We start from the raw sequence: 14,532 nt of genomic DNA on the forward strand, positions 1-14,532 counted from the left end.
TTCAGGAAGTCGGGATGTTCAGCTCTGGGTGTCGCTCGTGCTGGTGTCGTTCGTGCCGGGCTCCGGCTGCGAGCCCTCACGCCGCTCGGGCGACGACCCGGGCTCGGGGACGCGCACGTCGATTCTATCCGCCTGCACGCTGCGCGCTCGACGGGCGGTCACCCGGTCGAGCACGAGAGCGACGATCGCTCCGACGGCGACGCCGACCGTGACGCAGATCGCGAGCAGGAAGCCGAAGACGGAGCCGCGGTCGTACGTCGGGTTCTCCGGGAAGGAGAAGGTGAGGATGAGGGCGACGATGGCGAAGAGGATGGCGCCGGTGATCATGAAGCGGAAGTAGCGCGGCGAGCGGCGCACGCGGACCTCGGCGGGGGTGACGGTCTCCTCGACCTGCGGGTCGGGGTCCTGCGAATCGCTGACCTGCGGGTCGCTGACCTGCCGGTCCTCGGGGGTGTCGCTCATGCCTCCATTCTCCCAGATCGAACCTGAGCGGCCGTCGGCCGTCATGACCCGTCGTCGCGCCCGTCTGGATAGGTATGAGCACCTCGAACCGCCCGGCCACCGCATCCCGGATCGCCGCCGCATTCGCCCCGGCGGCAGCGGCCGGGTTCGCGCTGCTGCTGATCGTCGCCGCGATCGTGGGCGTGCTGGGCGGGATGCGCGGGGTGGGCTGACGGCGCCCCGGCGGCGCGGCCCGGCTCAGTAGCGCAGCGGGAGAAGTCCTTCGAGCGACGCCCGCTGTCCGGACGCGTGCACCGCGCCGGACGCGATCCCCTCGTCCCACGTCATCGAACCGGAGGCCAGCGCAAGCCACGTGGAGGCATCCGTCTCGATGACGTTCGGCGGCGTCCCGCGCGTGTGACGCGGACCCGGGATGCACTGCACCGCTCCGAACGGCGGCACGCGCACCTCGACGGTGTTGCCCGGCGCGCGCTCCGCCAGCAGCTGCAGCAGGTATCGAACGGCCGTTGCTGTGGTGTTGCGGTCGGCGCCGCCCGCGGCGGCCGCCCGGACGGCCGGGCTGCCGACCTCGTCCGCGATCTTCGCTCTCGCCATGGCATCCATCCTTCCACCGCGCACGCATCGGGCCGGAGCGCCGCATCCACTCCCTCTAGCATGGTGGCGTGAAGATTCTCGTCCTCGGTTCCGGTGCCCGTGAGCACGCCATCATCACCGCGCTGCTCGCCGAGGAGGTGCGCCACGACATCGTGGCGGCGCCCGGGAACGCCGGGATCGCACAGGACGTCCGGGTCGAGCCGTCGCTCGATCCGCTCGACGGCGTCGCGGTCACCGAGTACGCGCTCGAGAACGACATCGAACTGGTCGTCATCGGCCCGGAGGCGCCGCTCGTCGCCGGCGTCGCCGACCCGCTGCGCACCCGCGGCATCCCCGTGTTCGGGCCGGGCAAGGCGGCCGCTCAGCTGGAAGGCTCGAAGGCGTACGCGAAGCGCATCATGGATGCGGCCGGCGTGCCCACCGGGCGGGCTGTGCGAGCCGAGACCCTGGCCGAGGCGGAGCGCGCGCTCGACGAGTTCGGTGCGCCGTACGTCGTCAAGGCCGACGGGCTGGCGGCCGGCAAGGGCGTCCTGGTGACCGAGGAGCGGGATGCGGCCGTCGAGCACGCGACGCACTGGCTTCGGCACGGCGGTGTGCTGGTCGAGGAGTTCCTCGACGGGCAGGAGGTCTCGCTCTTCCTCTTCAGCGACGGGCACGACGTGCTGCCGCTCTCGCCCGCGCAGGACTACAAGCGGCTGCTCGACGGCGACGCCGGCCCGAACACCGGCGGGATGGGCGCCTACTCGCCGCTGCCGTGGCTGCCGGACGGCTTCGTCGACGAGGTCATCGACACCATCGCGCTGCCGACCGTCCGCACGATGGCGCGCGAGCAGACGCCGTTCATCGGCCTGCTTTACTGCGGGCTGATCCTGACCGACCGCGGCATCCGCGTGATCGAGTTCAACGCCCGGTTCGGCGACCCGGAGACGCAGGTCGTGCTCCCGCGGCTCGTGACCCCGCTGTCGACGCTGCTGCTCGCGTCGGCCACCGGTGGGCTGGGCGGACTGCCCCGTCCCGAGTTCGCGCTCGACACGGCCGTCACCGTGGTACTCGCCAGCGAGGGGTACCCCGAGGCGCCGCAGACCGGGCGGCCGATCACGGGCCTCGGCGAAGCGGCGGCGGTGCCCGAGGTGACCATCGCGCACGCGGCGACGGCGCGCCACGAGGCCACCGGCGAGCTGATCGCGACCGGCGGACGCGTGCTGTCGGTCGTCGCGCGCGGCACCGGCTTCGCGGAGGCGCGCTCCCGTGCCTACGCGGCGCTCGACCGCATCCACCTCGAGGGTGCCCAGTACCGCACCGACATCGCCGCCCGCGTCTCCTGACCCCTCCCCCAAGCCAACAGCTCCTGAGTTTTTCGGCCATTTCGGGACGAAAAGGCGGAAAAACTCAGGAGCTGTTGGCTTGGGACGGGGATTAGGGGAGGAGGCGGGTGAGGAACGGGTTGCGGAAGCGGGCGTCGGGGTCGAAGCGCTGCGTGAGGGCCGCGAAGTCGGCCAGGCGCGGGTAGAGGGACGGGACGACGCGGTCGCGGTCGACGTAGAGCTTGCCCCAGTGCGGACGCGCGCCGAGGGGCAGCAGCGCGGCCTCGAGCTGCGGGAGCACGGCCTCCACGCCCGCCTGGTCGCGGAACCACGTGAAGTGCAGGCCGACCGCGTCCGTCTGGTACGCGCTCGAAAGCCACAGGTCGTCGGCCGCGACCGTGCGGATCTCCGAGATCTGCAGCAGCGGAGCCACCACGGGAGCCAGCGCACGGACGGCCTCGATCGCCTCGACGGCACGGGCTCGCGGGACGAGGTACTCCGACTGGATCTCCTCGCCGTTCGACGGCGTGAACTCGAACCGGAAGTGCGCCAGGCGCTCGCTCCACGGCCCGACCACGCCGAGCTGCTCCGTGGTGTTGCGCACATCCATCGTCTGGATCATGTGCCGCGGCTCGGTCAGCGCGGGCGCCCCGAAGAAGTCGTCCTCGATCAGCGGTGCGACCCCGTCGAGCTCCTTCAGCCAAGCGAGCGAGACGGCCTCCTCATCCCACGTCGTGAACAGGCTCACGCTGTAGGCCGCTGAGGTGACCTCGTCGAAGCGGTCGATCACGGCCTCCCACGGCACACCGCCGAAGAGTCGCTGACGCGCATCGTAGGTCGACCGGATGTCGAGGGTCACATCCGTCACGACGCCGAGCGCGCCGAGACCGACGACGGCTCCTTCGAACCCCTCGTCGCCCCGCCGCAGCTCGACCAGATCGCCGGACCCGGTGAGGATCCGCAGGCCCGCCACGGCCGTGGACAGGTTGCCGTTGCGGTCGCCCGAGCCGTGCGTCGCCGTCGCTATGGCACCCGCGACCGAGATGTGCGGGAGGGACGCGAGGTTGTGCAGCGCCCATCCCGCGTCCTGCAGCTCGCGCGCCAGGTCGCCGTAGCGGACGCCCCCGCCGACGGTGACCGTGCGTGCGGCCTCGTCGATGCGGATGTCGCCCGGCAGACCGGCCGTGCTGATCAGCAGACCGGGGGTGTCGGCGAGGTCGTTGAACGAGTGCCTGCTGCCGAGGGCGCGCACCGCGGGGGCGCTCAGCACCAGGTCGCGCAGTTCGTCGATCGTGCCCGGCCGGGCGATGCGCTCCGCCTGGTACTCGTAGTTGCCCGCCCAGTTCTTCTCGGCCATCGAGGTCCTCCCGGTTGGTCGTCGGGCGGCCATCCGCTCCGATCGACATCCCCATTCTAGGAATGTGACCGGGCACATGACGTCGCTCCCCGATCCGCGGAAGTGGTGCATTGCCGGGCCTCTCCGCGCCGCAGTATGGTGCGCGTGACAGCGGGGTGGGCCGCGGAGAAGAGGATGAAATGGCCGAATTCGAATACGGTCCGGCGGAGTTCATGGTCGCCCAGTTCGACACCGACCGACCGTCTGCGGGAGTCGTGGAAGCGATCCTCGATTTAGTCGAGAACGGCACGGTGCGACTGCTCGACCTGGTGTTCGTCGAACGCCATGAGGACGGCAGCGTCGACATCATCGAGCTGGAGGAGATCGGCGACCAGATCGGGATGACCGACATCACGCTCGACGCCACCGGGCTCGCCGGGGACGAGGACGTGCAGCAGATCGCCGAGCTCCTGGAGCCGGGATCCACTGGGGCGATCCTCGTGATCGAGCACCTCTGGGCGAAAGACCTGGCGAGCAGGTTCTTCCAGTCCGGCGGCGTCGTGCTGCACAGCGAGCGCATCCCCGCGCCGGTGCTCAACGCGGTCGCGGCCGACGCCTACGACGAGCTCGAGACCACGGAAGGCTGAGGAGGACACCATGCCATTGAGACGAATGGGACGCCCGGGACTGATCGGGATGGCGGCGCGCACGGCGGTCGTCGCGGGAACCGCGACGGCGGTCGCCGGCGGCGTGCAGCATCACCAGCAGCAGAAGTACCAGAACCAGTACGAGCAGGAGCAGTACGAGCAGCAGCAGGCGGCGATGCAGGCGCAGGAGGCCCAGGCTCAGCAGCAGGCCGCGATGCAGCAGCAGGCGGCGATGCAGCAGCAGGCGGCTCCGGCCGACGACATGATGACACGGCTGCAGCAGCTGGCGACGCTCCACACGCAGGGCGTGCTCACCGACGAGGAGTTCGCGGCCGCCAAGGCCAAACTGCTCGCCTAGCGGCCCCACCCGGGGAGTTCGCCACTCGCTCTACGATGGACGGGTGAGCGAACTTCCGGGATGGGTCCACGTCTACTCAGGCAAGGTGCGCGACCTGTACGTGCCGGAGGGCGCCTCCAGCCTCGCCGACACGGACAGCGTGCTCGTCGTCGCGAGCGACCGCGTGAGCGCGTTCGACCACGTGCTGGAGCCCGGCATCCCGGCGAAGGGCGAACTGCTCACGACGCTGAGCCTGTGGTGGTTCGACCAGCTGGATGACGTGCCGAACCACCTCATCCCCGATCACACGCTCGTCGGCGACACCGTCGTCGAGCGCATCCCGGCGGAGGTCGCCGGACGCTCGATGCTGGTGAAGCCGCTCGACATGTTCCCGATCGAGTGCGTCGTCCGCGGCTACCTCACCGGGAGCGGCTGGGCGGAGTACCGCGCGTCGCAGAGCGTGTGCGGCATCCCGCTGCCGTCCGGGCTGCAGAACGGCGACCGGCTCCCGGAGCCGCTCTACACGCCCGCGTGGAAGGCGCCGATCGGCCAGCACGACGAGAACATCAGCTTCGAGCGCACGGTCGAGCTGGTCGGGCCGGAGGTCGCGGAGGAGCTCCGGCGCCTTTCCCTCCACGTGTACGCGCGCGGAGCCGCGATCGCCGAGGCGCGCGGCATCATCATCGCCGACACCAAGTTCGAGTTCGGCGCCGACCGCACGACCGGCGAGATCACGCTCGCCGACGAGGTGCTGACCAGCGACTCCAGCCGCTACTGGGATGCGGCCGCCTACGCGACCGGGACCACGGCGGAGGAGCGGATGGCCAGCTTCGACAAGCAGATCGTGCGCGACTGGCTGGCCGCGAACTGGGACAAGACCGGGACGCCGCCCGAGCTCCCCGCCGACATCGTCGAGCGCACGGCCGCGCGCTACCGCGAGCTGCTGGAACGGCTCACCGGCGAGTAGCACGCACGCGGCGCCTGTCGGCTCGGACGCCCGCATGCCCGACCGCGCATGCCCCGCGGTATAGCGTCGCGACATGGATGCTGCACCCCCCTCCTCCGCACCTCCCGCGACCGCCGCGATCGCCGACGCCGCCGTGCGTCTCGGGATCGCCGTCGGGACGGCTCCCGTCGACCTCGTCGCCCTGCTCCCCGGCCGGCCCTTCGCCGGTCCCGCCGCTCCCGTGACGCATCTGGGAAGCGTCGACGTACTGCTGGAGACGATCGACGACGCTCCCCCCGGCGCCGTGCTGGTCGTGGACAACGGCGGCCGCGACGACGAGGCGTGCGTCGGCGACCTCATGCTGCTGGAGGCGGCGACGGCCGGGATGTCCGGCGCGGTCATCTGGGGACGTCACCGCGACACCGCCCAGCTGCGCGAGATCGGGCTGCCCGTGTTCAGCCGCGGTGCGCATCCCTTCGGTCCGCGCCGCGTGCCGCCGGCCGGGACGGCGATGCGCTCGGCGTTCCTCGACGGGGTGGCCGTCACGCCGCAGCACTGGATCGTGGCCGACGATGACGGAGTGCTCGTGATCGACGCCGCGGACCGCGACGTGCTCTTCGCCGAGGCGGCACGCATCCAGTCGGTCGAGGGAGCCCAGGCCGAGCGGATGCGTTCCGGTGCCTCTCTGCGCGACCAGCTCGACTTCGCCCGCTACCGCCGGATGCAGGCCGACGACCCCGGGCTCACCCTGCGTCGCTACCTCGCCGAGACCGGCGGAGCGATCGAGACCTGACACCCGGACCGCTGTCGGCGAACGCGAGAAATACCCCGGTGACCTGGGGCGTTGTCCCCAGCATGACCGAACTCCTCCCCGCCGACTCCGCGATGGGCGCGGTGACCCTCCGCGTCGCCGACCTCGACCGGATGACCGCGTACTACCGTGACGCCGTCACCCTGAGCGTCCTCGCCGCCGAGGGCGGCCGCGTGGTCCTCGGGCGAGGAGCGACCCCCGCGGTCGTGCTCGAGCACGCACCCGAGCTGAAGCACGCCGGCCCCGGCGAGGCCGGGCTGTTCCACACCGCGATCGTCTTCGACATCCCCGAGACGCTGGCCGCCGCCGTGTACTCGGTCGCCCGCCGCGCACCGGGCACCTTCACCGGCAGCGCCGACCACCTGGTCAGCACGGCGTTCTACTTCACCGACCCGGAGGGGAACGGCGTCGAGCTGTACTGGGACCGCGACCGCTCGCTGTGGAGCTGGACGCACGGCCAGGTCGAGATGGACACGCTGTACCTCGACCCGAACGCCTTCCTCAACGAACACCTGACGGAGCGCGGGGTCGCGCTCGCGGAGGCGGCGACGGGTGCGGGCGGGACGCCGGTGTTCGGCGACGCGTCCGTCGGGCACGTGCACCTCTCGGTCGGAGACGTCGCGACGGCCCGTGAGTTCTACGTCGACCGGCTCGGGTTCGAGGCCACCGCATCCCTCGGGGGTTCTGCCCTGTTCGTCAGCGCCGGGGGCTACCACCACCACATGGCGATGAACACGTGGAACAGTCGGGGCGCCGGCCGCCGCCGGCTCGCCCTGGGCCTCGGCGAGGTGGAGTTGAAACTGCCCTCGAAGGACGACGTCGGAGCCCTGGCCGAGCGGATGCAGCACTACGGCGTGCAGACCCGCGACGACGGCCGGTCGCTCGGCTTCGACGATCCGTGGGCGAACGCGGTGCGCGTGGTGACGGAAGCGGAGGAGATCTCGGCCTGAGCCGTCGCGAGGAACGCGAAAGGGAGGAGGTCGCAGCCGGGGTGGCTGCGACCTCCTCCCTTTTCCGTGTCGGTCCTCGGTCGGCGTCAGTCGGTGACGGGCGCGGCGTGGAGTCCGTGCGGCGGCTGGTCGCCGGGGGCGAGGTCCGTCGCGGGCGGCACCGGAGCGGCGTGCGCGCCATGCGGGGTCGCATCCACCGGGACCGGGGCGGCATGCGCGCCGTGCGTGGGCGCCGCGGCGGACTCGGCCGTCGCGCCCGCGGCGACCGGTGCCCCCTCGGCGGCAGGCGCACCCGCGCCCGCAGCAGCGGCACCGGCACCGGCACCGGCACCCGCTCCGCCGGCCTGACGTGCCCACGCGGGCGGCTTCGGTCGCTCCCACCAGACGACGACAAGCGCGCCGAGGAAGGCGACGGCCGCCGGAAGCAGCAGGGCCTCCGACATGGCCTGGGTGAAGCCGGCGTGCAGCGCCTGCGGCAGCTCCGTCCCCGCGGCCGCCTCGCTGGCGTTCGCACCGCCGGGGATCTTCGGCAGGTCGACGGCGAGGCGTCCCTCGATCAGGGCGGCGATGGATGCGCTTCCCAGCACCGCGCCGATCTGGCGGGTGGTGTTGAACACGCCGGAGCCGGCGCCCGCCTGGTTCATCGGCAGGTTGCGCGTCGCCGTGGTGGAGATCGGTCCCCAGACACCGGACATCGCGATGCCCATCAGGGCGCTCGGGATCAGGAGCAGGAAGATGTTCACGTCCGGCGACAGCATCCGCGAGTAGAGGAACAGCGCGAACGCGAACAGCACGAGCGCCGGGGTGGCGATGTTTCGCGGGTTCACCTTGTCGATGAGCCGGCCGACGAACGGCGCGAGCACACCGGAGAAGATGGCCGTCGGCGCGAGCATCAGAGCCGACTCGGTCGGCGTCAGGCCGCGCACCGTCTGGAAGTAGAACACCAGCGGCAGCGCCATACAGGTCACGGCGAAGCCGACGGTCGTGATGGCGCCGTTCGACAGCGAGAAGTTGCGGTCGCGGAACAGGGGCAGCGGGAGCAGCGGCTCCTTCTTGTTGAAGGCCTGCCAGACGACGAAGGCGGCGAGCACGACGATGCCGGCGATGATCAGACCCCACACCGAGATCGGGCCCCAGATGACGCCCCAATCGTAGGTGCTGCCCTCCTGGATGCCGAACACCAGCAGGAACATGCCGACGCCGGAGAGGATCACGCCGAGCACGTCGAAGCTGTGCGAGTGCGTCGGGAGCTTCGGGACGAGACGCATCGCGAGGATGAACGCCACGATGCCGACGGGGACGTTGATGAAGAAGATCCACTCCCATCCCAGGCTGTCGACCAGCACGCCGCCGAGCAGCGGGCCGATCAGGGTGGCGACGCCGGCGACGGCGCCCCACAGACCCATGGCCGCACCACGGCGCTCGGGCGGGAAGATGCGGGTGATGACGGCCATCGTCTGCGGCGTCATCAGCGCGGCGCCGAGGCCCTGGACCACGCGCGCGGCGATCAGGAAGCCGATGGACCCGGCGAAACCGCACCAGGCGGAGGCCAGCGTGAACACCACGAGGCCGATGAGGTACAGGTTCTTCGGGCCGAACCGGTCGCCCAGACGGCCGGTGATGAGCAGCGGCACCGCGTAGGCGAGCAGGTACGCGCTCGTCACCCAGATGACGGCGTTGTAGTCGGTGCCGAGTTTCAGGCCCTCCATGATCGACGGGTTCGCGACCGACACGATGGTGGTGTCGATCAGGATCATGAAGAACCCGATGACGAGCGCCCAGAGGGCGGGCCACGGCTTCAGTTGACGTTCCATGAGTCTTCTCTCAATGCTTTTCTTCGGACCACGACACGGCGCCCGATTGGAGGTCTGCGATCAGGGTTTCGAGCACATCCGCTTCTGTGGCGGTGATCGCCCGCTGGTAGCGGACGTCCAGCCAGTACTTGGCCGGCACCCCGCGCTGCGTCAGATCGGCGATAGCGCCATCCAGCACCCCGGTGTCGGCGCGGATCAAGGCCACGCGCTTGCGGAGCAGCGCGATCACAGTCTCGACGGGGAGGTTGTGGGCCTCGCCGAGGCCGAGCGGGAACTCCGGGTACTCGTTGGTGGGCGTTCCGATGATCTCGGTGATGCGCTCCCCCAGCGCACGGGTGCCCGCGTCGGTGATCTCGTAGGTGGTGCGCTCCGGCCGGTTGCCTTCGCGCTCGGTGCCGGTGGCGCGCACGAACCCGTGCGCCTCCATCCGGTCGACGGTGTGGTACAGCGAGCCGGGCCGCACCTTGACCAGCCGGTCCTCCGAGCGCTGCATGAGCGTCTGGTACATCTCGTAGGGATGCGACGGGCCCTCGGCGAGCAGCGCGAGCGCGGCGACGGCAAGGGGGGTGAGGGTGCGAGGTTCGGACATGCTCTCAATGTTGTTCGGTTGATTATTCCACTTGGAATATACGGCATGGGTGAATGAGGGTCAAGTACCGTGGACGCGACGGCCGGAAGGAGATCCCATGCTGTTCGCCCTCCCCGACGGAGGCTCGCCCCAGGTCGCCGACGACGCCTGGGTGGCACCCGGCGCGACCGTCGTCGGCGACGTCACCCTGCATCCCGGCGCGAGCGTCTGGTACGGCGCGGTGGTGCGCGCCGACAACGCGCCGATCGTCATCGGACGCGACTCCAACCTCCAGGACAACGTCTCGGCCCACGTCGACCCGGCCTTCCCGCTCACTGTCGGCGAGCGCGTCTCCGTCGGCCACAACGCCGTTCTCCACGGCTGCACGATCGAGGACGACGTGCTCATCGGCATGAGCGCGACCATCCTCAACGGCGCCCGCATCGGGACCGGCTCCCTCGTCGCCGCCGGAGCGGTCGTCACGCAGGGTGCCGACATCCCGCCGCGGTCGCTCGTCGCGGGGGTTCCCGCGAAGGTGCGCCGCGAGCTGACGGACGACGAACTGCAGGGCATCGCGCAGAACGCCGCGGTGTACCTGGAGAAGACGCGGCAGCACCGCGAGGCCGTCGCGCTCGACTGAGCCGACGGGGCAGCTCAGCCGGCGTCGAGCATCGCCCGGTTGAGCGCGATCAGCTGCTCGGAGAACATCCGTGCGCCGCCCTGGGCGGGATGCCGCACGGCCGGCGCCTCGATGCCCGCCTCCGCGAGCGCCCCCTGCGCCTTGCGGCCGACCGCGACGATCGTCTCGACGCCCAGCTCCCGGATCAGCTCCAGCGCGACCGGCGCCCCCTCGCGCACCTCCGACGACCGCGGGGTGCGGTTCGTCTGCGGTCTGCCGGCGACGAACGGGTGGTGCGGGTAGATCGGCCACGACAACGGCAGCGGCCCGCGCCAGTCCCGCATCGTCTCCCAGACGACCCGGCTGGACGCCTCCCACGGCGCCTGCGGGTCCGGCGGGAGCTCTAAACCGGGGAGCACGCCCGCATCCACTTCGCGGACCGAGGTGAACGGCACGCCGGTCACCGTCATCCCGCGCCAGCCGGGGGCCTCGCCGAGAAGCAGGATGGGCGCGTGCGGCACCGCGAGGTAGCGGCGCAGGTTGCGCTCCCGCAGGCGGCCGAGCTCGTCGTCGCCGTAGAGCAGCTCGGCGTCGGCCGGCACCGGGACGGCGCGGATCATGTCGAAGAATCGGTCGAACACCACCCCAGGCTACGGCCGGACGGCGACGCGCGGATGCGTCCGGACGGCGAGCGCCGCATCCACGTCGGCGAGCGCGAACGTCTCGCCGACCTGCTCGGCGAACGGGTAGCGCTGCCAGGCATCGGCCAGGAACCGCACGGCCTGCTCCAGGTTGCGGGAGGCGTAGTTGTGGACGCCGCGGATGGTGAGCAGCCGCCGGATCAGAGCGTCGGGCGCGATGCCGAGATCGGGCCCGGGCGCCGACTGGCCGACGAGCACCAGGACGCCGCCCACGTCGAGCGCGTCGAGCAGGGAGCGCGCCGCGGACGGGCTGCCGGAGAGCTCGAGCGCAACGGTCGGGGCCGGTGTGCGGCCGCCCGTCTTGGCGAGCACGGCGGCGAGCCCCGTCGGAGACCCCGCGGGCGCGGCCGGGTCGGCGGCGCCCGACGCGCCGAAAGCCAGGGCGGACTCGCGGCGCTCGGGGATCGGCTCGCTCACGACCACGCGCGCACCCGCCTCGACGGCCATCGCCGTCGCGGTCAACCCGAGCATCCCCGCGCCGGCGATCAGCACCAGGGCGCCCTCCAGCGGGACGAGCTCGGCGGCCGCCTGGATCGCGGCCGCTACCGACGCGGTCGCGCACGACGCCGGCGCCAGGACCTCGGCCGGGATGTCCTCCGGGACGCGTACGAGCGGCGTGCCGTCGAGGATGTGCGTGTGCGTCGCGAAGCCGCCCGACAGCTCCCAGCCGCGGCGCATCCGCTCGTGTCCGTATTTCTGCAGGCTCAGGCACTGCTGCTGCAGGCCTCGGCGGCAGCGCACGCAGCGGCCGCACGGGACGGCGGCGGACCAGACGATCCGCTCCCCCAGCGAGACGCGGTGTCCGTCCGTCGTCTTCGCGCCACCGCGGCCGAGCGCGACCACACGGCCGACCTGCTCGTGGCCGAGCACGAGCGGCGCCTGCGTCCGGCGATGACCGAGCACGGCTTCCACATCGGTGCCGCAGACCGTCGCCAGCTCCACCTCGACCAGAACGTCCCCCGGCGCCAGGCGCACGCCGGGCACGGCCACCGCCTCGTGCGTATGCGCGTCGCCCGGCCACACCATGGCCGTGGCCGACGGATACACGCTGACCCCCATCCCCAGGCGCGCCGGCGGCTCGACGACGCGCGGGGTCACCGCTTTGATCGTCACCGGATGCCGTGTCCCGATGCCGCTTCGCGCTCGACCTCGTAGCCCAGCAGCTCCGGCAGGTCGGCGACGCTCGGCAGCACCGCGTCCGCGCCGGCGTCCAGCAGGGTCTGCTCGTCGTGCGCGCCCGTCAGCACCCCGACGACCAGACCCGCCCCCGCGGCGATCCCCGAGGCGATGTCGCTCGCGGTGTCGCCGACCACGACCATCCCCTCGACACTGGATGCGCCCGTGCGCAGCAGGGCCGTCAGCGGAAGGTCGGGGTACGGGCGACCTCGGCCTGCCTCCGCCGGCGTCAGCGTCACATCGGCCAGGTCGCGCCAGCCCAGGGCGTCGAGGACGACATCGCGGGTGCGCCGCGAGAAGCCGGTGGTCAGCGCCACCTTGACGCCCGTCGCGCGCAACCGGCGGATGAGGTCCTCCGCCCCCGGGACGGCCTGCAGGCCCTCCGCGGCGATCAGCTCGGCGTACGTCGACTCGAAGACGGCGTCCGCGTGCTGCGCCTGGTCCTCGTCCGTGCTGAGGGAGCGGAAGACGGCGAGTTTCGACTGCCCCATCGTCTCGCGGACGACCTCGAGGGCGGCGGTCCGCTGGTCCGGGGTCTCCGCCAGGCCCGCGGCGTCGACGGCGCGCTCGAACGCGCGCTGCACGAGGCCGTCGTCGAGGACGGTCGTGCCCGCGAGATCGAGCACCACCAGCTCCAGGTCGGCGAGGTCGTCCTCGTCACGGTCGTCGGCGTCGCCCTCGTCCAGGCCGTCCTCCAGATCGTCCAGGTCGTCCCACTCCTCCTCGGAGAGCCCGGCCGCCGCAGGAATACCGCCGCGGACCGGCTCGACGTCGACCGTCACGTCGTCGAACTCGCTGGTGATGCGCCCGTCTGGGGTCACGATGGTGCCTTTCGTTGCGGTGGTGCGGTCTAGCGGACGCGGGCGGCGCCCGCAGGGATCAGCGCGCCGGGGGCGTCGGAGAAGAGTTCGTCGACGACGCGGTCGGCGAGGCCGAGACCGGTGGTCATCCCGATGCCGGTCGTGACGGAGACGACGCGGACGCCGGGGGCCGGAGCGGCCACCAGGAACTCGTCCGGTGCGGCGGCGTAGACGCCCTGCCAGCGCTCCCGCACCCGCAGGTCGGCGACGCCGAACAGCTCGCGCGTCTGCTCCAGCAGGAGGGCGAACGCCTCCTCGTGCTGGAACGGCGACGCATCCGCCCCGCGCGCGTGGGTGTCGCCGACGATCAGGGTGCCGTCCGGCCGCTGCGTGAACATGAGGTTGACGTCCATCGCCGCGAGCGCCGGCTGCTCGACGGCGAGCCGCTCGCGCACCGCCTCGGCGCTGGGCGTCCGGGCGAAGCCGGAGTAGCGGACCAGGGACCAGCCGGTGAGCACCGGCGCCGCAAGCGGCAGGTCGAGAGCGGCTTCGACCAGCATCATGTCGAGGCCGCAGCGCTCGATGCCGTGCGCCTCCGCGATGCCCGGGAACAGGTGATCGACGTCATGCCCGACCGCGACGATCACGGCGTCGGCGGCGACGCGTCCGCGAGGCGTGCGCACCAGCCCCGGCTCGACCCCGGCGGCAGCCGTCTGCCAGAAGAAGTCCACGCCGTGGGCATCGAGCCAGCGTGCGATGGCCGCCGCGGCCTCCCGCGGGTCGATCTGCAGGTCGGAGGGGAGCAGCGCGCCGCCCACTGCGACGCCGTCGGCGACCGGGACGCGCTCGCGAACCTCGGCGGGAGTGAGAAGCCGGACATCGTGGCCGCCCCGCCGCTCGCGGAACTCCTCCAGCACGGCGAGCTCGTCATCCGCCCGTGCCACCACGACGCTGCCCGACTCGCGCAGCCAGAACCCTGCCTCCGGTGCGAGCGTCAGCCACAGCTCGCGGGCGAGCTCGGCGTAGGCGCGGGCCTCGCCCTCCTGACCCGTGATGCCGAGATGGCCGAAGTTGCGGACGGACGCGCCCTGCACGCCGGACGCCCGGTCGATCACGGCGACGGTCAGTCCTCGCCGGAGCGCGGCGACGGCATGCCCGAGGCCGACGATCCCGGCGCCGACCACCGCGAGGTCGTAGTGCCTGCCCATCCGGAGCCTCCCTGCGTCCCCGCTCACCGCGTGCCTAGTTCGTGGGTCAGTGCGCCACGCTAGGAGCCCGGTGCGACGGTCGTCGCAACTGGAGGTAACGCGGGGGTGAACGGGGTGCGGACGGCGGGTGCGCGCGGCGCGTCGGGGGTCGGTCGGGTGCCGCGCGTCGGGGGTCGGGCGGTCGGGTGCCGCGCGTCGGGTGCCCGGCGTCGGGGCTTGCCCCGGTCGGAGGCTTCGGTCGGAGGAAGGCGCTCAAATC

17 protein-coding genes are annotated in these 14,532 nt (G+C 72.0%); 8 read left to right on the plus strand and 9 right to left on the minus strand.

Annotated features, from left to right (window positions below; translation table 11 throughout):
* Positions 1 to 18 precede the first annotated feature (18 nt).
* Positions 19 to 462 carry an MFS transporter gene (locus tag J2Y42_RS01820; protein ID WP_309854369.1) on the minus strand — a complete coding sequence of 148 codons (444 nt, stop codon included), beginning with the start codon at positions 460 to 462 and terminating at the stop codon, positions 19 to 21.
* 74 nt (positions 463 to 536) lie between these two features.
* Here J2Y42_RS01820 and J2Y42_RS01825 point away from each other — a divergent pair, with 74 nt between their 5' ends.
* Complete coding sequence (locus J2Y42_RS01825; protein ID WP_309854371.1) at positions 537 to 674, plus strand: hypothetical protein; 138 nt, start codon at positions 537 to 539, stop codon at positions 672 to 674.
* Positions 675 to 699: 25 nt separating this feature from the next.
* Here J2Y42_RS01825 and J2Y42_RS01830 read toward each other — a convergent pair whose 3' ends face one another.
* A complete protein-coding gene (locus J2Y42_RS01830; RefSeq protein WP_309854374.1) occupies positions 700 to 1,056 on the minus strand; it encodes a sterol carrier family protein in 357 nt (118 codons plus the stop codon).
* 68 nt (positions 1,057 to 1,124) lie between these two features.
* On the opposite strand from J2Y42_RS01830, the gene purD reads away from it, so the two are divergent.
* A complete protein-coding gene (purD, locus tag J2Y42_RS01835) occupies positions 1,125 to 2,381 on the plus strand; it encodes a phosphoribosylamine--glycine ligase (RefSeq protein ID WP_309854377.1) in 1,257 nt (418 codons plus the stop codon).
* A gap of 91 nt (positions 2,382 to 2,472) precedes the next feature.
* Here the strand turns inward: purD and J2Y42_RS01840 are convergent, their stop codons facing one another.
* Complete coding sequence (locus tag J2Y42_RS01840; RefSeq protein WP_309854379.1) at positions 2,473 to 3,717, minus strand: FAD-binding protein; 1,245 nt, start codon at positions 3,715 to 3,717, stop codon at positions 2,473 to 2,475.
* Between the two features lie 179 nt (positions 3,718 to 3,896).
* On the opposite strand from J2Y42_RS01840, the gene J2Y42_RS01845 reads away from it, so the two are divergent.
* The 5 genes from J2Y42_RS01845 (at position 3,897) to J2Y42_RS01865 (ending at position 7,387) form a co-directional block, all read left to right on the plus strand.
* On the plus strand, positions 3,897 to 4,343 hold the full coding sequence (locus tag J2Y42_RS01845) for a DUF6325 family protein (RefSeq protein ID WP_309854382.1): 447 nt from the start codon (positions 3,897 to 3,899) through the stop codon (positions 4,341 to 4,343).
* Between the two features lie 25 nt (positions 4,344 to 4,368).
* Positions 4,369 to 4,701, plus strand: coding sequence for an SHOCT domain-containing protein (locus J2Y42_RS01850; RefSeq protein ID WP_309857992.1), 333 nt, complete (start codon positions 4,369 to 4,371; stop codon positions 4,699 to 4,701).
* A 43-nt stretch (positions 4,702 to 4,744) separates the two neighbouring features.
* Positions 4,745 to 5,647 carry a phosphoribosylaminoimidazolesuccinocarboxamide synthase gene (locus tag J2Y42_RS01855; RefSeq protein ID WP_309854384.1) on the plus strand — a complete coding sequence of 301 codons (903 nt, stop codon included), beginning with the start codon at positions 4,745 to 4,747 and terminating at the stop codon, positions 5,645 to 5,647.
* Between the two features lie 73 nt (positions 5,648 to 5,720).
* Positions 5,721 to 6,419 (plus strand): RraA family protein, encoded by a 699-nt coding sequence (locus J2Y42_RS01860; RefSeq protein WP_309854386.1) that lies wholly within the window; start codon positions 5,721 to 5,723, stop codon positions 6,417 to 6,419.
* A gap of 62 nt (positions 6,420 to 6,481) precedes the next feature.
* Positions 6,482 to 7,387 carry a VOC family protein gene (locus J2Y42_RS01865; protein WP_309857994.1) on the plus strand — a complete coding sequence of 302 codons (906 nt, stop codon included), beginning with the start codon at positions 6,482 to 6,484 and terminating at the stop codon, positions 7,385 to 7,387.
* An 86-nt stretch (positions 7,388 to 7,473) separates the two neighbouring features.
* Here the strand turns inward: J2Y42_RS01865 and J2Y42_RS01870 are convergent, their stop codons facing one another.
* On the minus strand, positions 7,474 to 9,201 hold the full coding sequence (locus J2Y42_RS01870) for a DHA2 family efflux MFS transporter permease subunit (protein WP_309854388.1): 1,728 nt from the start codon (positions 9,199 to 9,201) through the stop codon (positions 7,474 to 7,476).
* A gap of 10 nt (positions 9,202 to 9,211) precedes the next feature.
* The gene (locus J2Y42_RS01875) at positions 9,212 to 9,790 is read right to left on the minus strand and encodes a PadR family transcriptional regulator (protein ID WP_309854390.1); all 579 of its coding nucleotides are present in this window, start codon (positions 9,788 to 9,790) and stop codon (positions 9,212 to 9,214) included.
* A 97-nt stretch (positions 9,791 to 9,887) separates the two neighbouring features.
* Here J2Y42_RS01875 and J2Y42_RS01880 point away from each other — a divergent pair, with 97 nt between their 5' ends.
* Entirely contained in the window at positions 9,888 to 10,409 is a 522-nt protein-coding gene (locus J2Y42_RS01880; RefSeq protein ID WP_309854392.1) for a gamma carbonic anhydrase family protein, read from the plus strand.
* A 14-nt stretch (positions 10,410 to 10,423) separates the two neighbouring features.
* Here the strand turns inward: J2Y42_RS01880 and J2Y42_RS01885 are convergent, their stop codons facing one another.
* From J2Y42_RS01885 to J2Y42_RS01900, 4 genes are read right to left on the minus strand one after another with little or no spacing between them, the layout of a single operon-like run.
* A complete protein-coding gene (locus tag J2Y42_RS01885; RefSeq protein WP_309854394.1) occupies positions 10,424 to 11,029 on the minus strand; it encodes a uracil-DNA glycosylase in 606 nt (201 codons plus the stop codon).
* A 9-nt stretch (positions 11,030 to 11,038) separates the two neighbouring features.
* Positions 11,039 to 12,202 (minus strand): alcohol dehydrogenase catalytic domain-containing protein, encoded by a 1,164-nt coding sequence (locus J2Y42_RS01890; protein ID WP_309854397.1) that lies wholly within the window; start codon positions 12,200 to 12,202, stop codon positions 11,039 to 11,041.
* Positions 12,199 to 13,086, minus strand: coding sequence for a phosphonatase-like hydrolase (locus tag J2Y42_RS01895; protein ID WP_309854400.1), 888 nt, complete (start codon positions 13,084 to 13,086; stop codon positions 12,199 to 12,201). Before J2Y42_RS01895 ends, J2Y42_RS01890 begins: the two co-directional genes overlap by 4 nt.
* Before the next feature lie 29 nt (positions 13,087 to 13,115).
* Positions 13,116 to 14,273 (minus strand): TIGR03364 family FAD-dependent oxidoreductase, encoded by a 1,158-nt coding sequence (locus J2Y42_RS01900; protein WP_309854403.1) that lies wholly within the window; start codon positions 14,271 to 14,273, stop codon positions 13,116 to 13,118.
* Positions 14,274 to 14,532 lie beyond the last annotated feature (259 nt).

The organism is Leifsonia sp. 1010, from assembly GCF_031455295.1.
In the GTDB taxonomy this organism is placed as follows: domain Bacteria; phylum Actinomycetota; class Actinomycetes; order Actinomycetales; family Microbacteriaceae; genus Leifsonia.

Bases quoted from the DNA above. Each gene is read 5' to 3' on its own strand.
- J2Y42_RS01820 (WP_309854369.1), bottom strand. From the start codon at position 462: ATGAGCGACACCCCCGAGGACCGGCAGGTCAGCGACCCGCAGGTCAGC.
- J2Y42_RS01825 (WP_309854371.1), top strand. From the start codon at position 537: ATGAGCACCTCGAACCGCCCGGCCACCGCATCCCGGATCGCCGCCGCA.
- J2Y42_RS01830 (WP_309854374.1), bottom strand. From the start codon at position 1,056: ATGGCGAGAGCGAAGATCGCGGACGAGGTCGGCAGCCCGGCCGTCCGG.
- J2Y42_RS01840 (WP_309854379.1), bottom strand. From the start codon at position 3,717: ATGGCCGAGAAGAACTGGGCGGGCAACTACGAGTACCAGGCGGAGCGC.
- J2Y42_RS01845 (WP_309854382.1), top strand. From the start codon at position 3,897: ATGGCCGAATTCGAATACGGTCCGGCGGAGTTCATGGTCGCCCAGTTC.
- J2Y42_RS01850 (WP_309857992.1), top strand. From the start codon at position 4,369: ATGGGACGCCCGGGACTGATCGGGATGGCGGCGCGCACGGCGGTCGTC.
- J2Y42_RS01860 (WP_309854386.1), top strand. From the start codon at position 5,721: ATGGATGCTGCACCCCCCTCCTCCGCACCTCCCGCGACCGCCGCGATC.
- J2Y42_RS01865 (WP_309857994.1), top strand. From the start codon at position 6,482: ATGACCGAACTCCTCCCCGCCGACTCCGCGATGGGCGCGGTGACCCTC.
- J2Y42_RS01870 (WP_309854388.1), bottom strand. From the start codon at position 9,201: ATGGAACGTCAACTGAAGCCGTGGCCCGCCCTCTGGGCGCTCGTCATC.
- J2Y42_RS01875 (WP_309854390.1), bottom strand. From the start codon at position 9,790: ATGTCCGAACCTCGCACCCTCACCCCCCTTGCCGTCGCCGCGCTCGCG.
- J2Y42_RS01880 (WP_309854392.1), top strand. From the start codon at position 9,888: ATGCTGTTCGCCCTCCCCGACGGAGGCTCGCCCCAGGTCGCCGACGAC.
- J2Y42_RS01900 (WP_309854403.1), bottom strand. From the start codon at position 14,273: ATGGGCAGGCACTACGACCTCGCGGTGGTCGGCGCCGGGATCGTCGGC.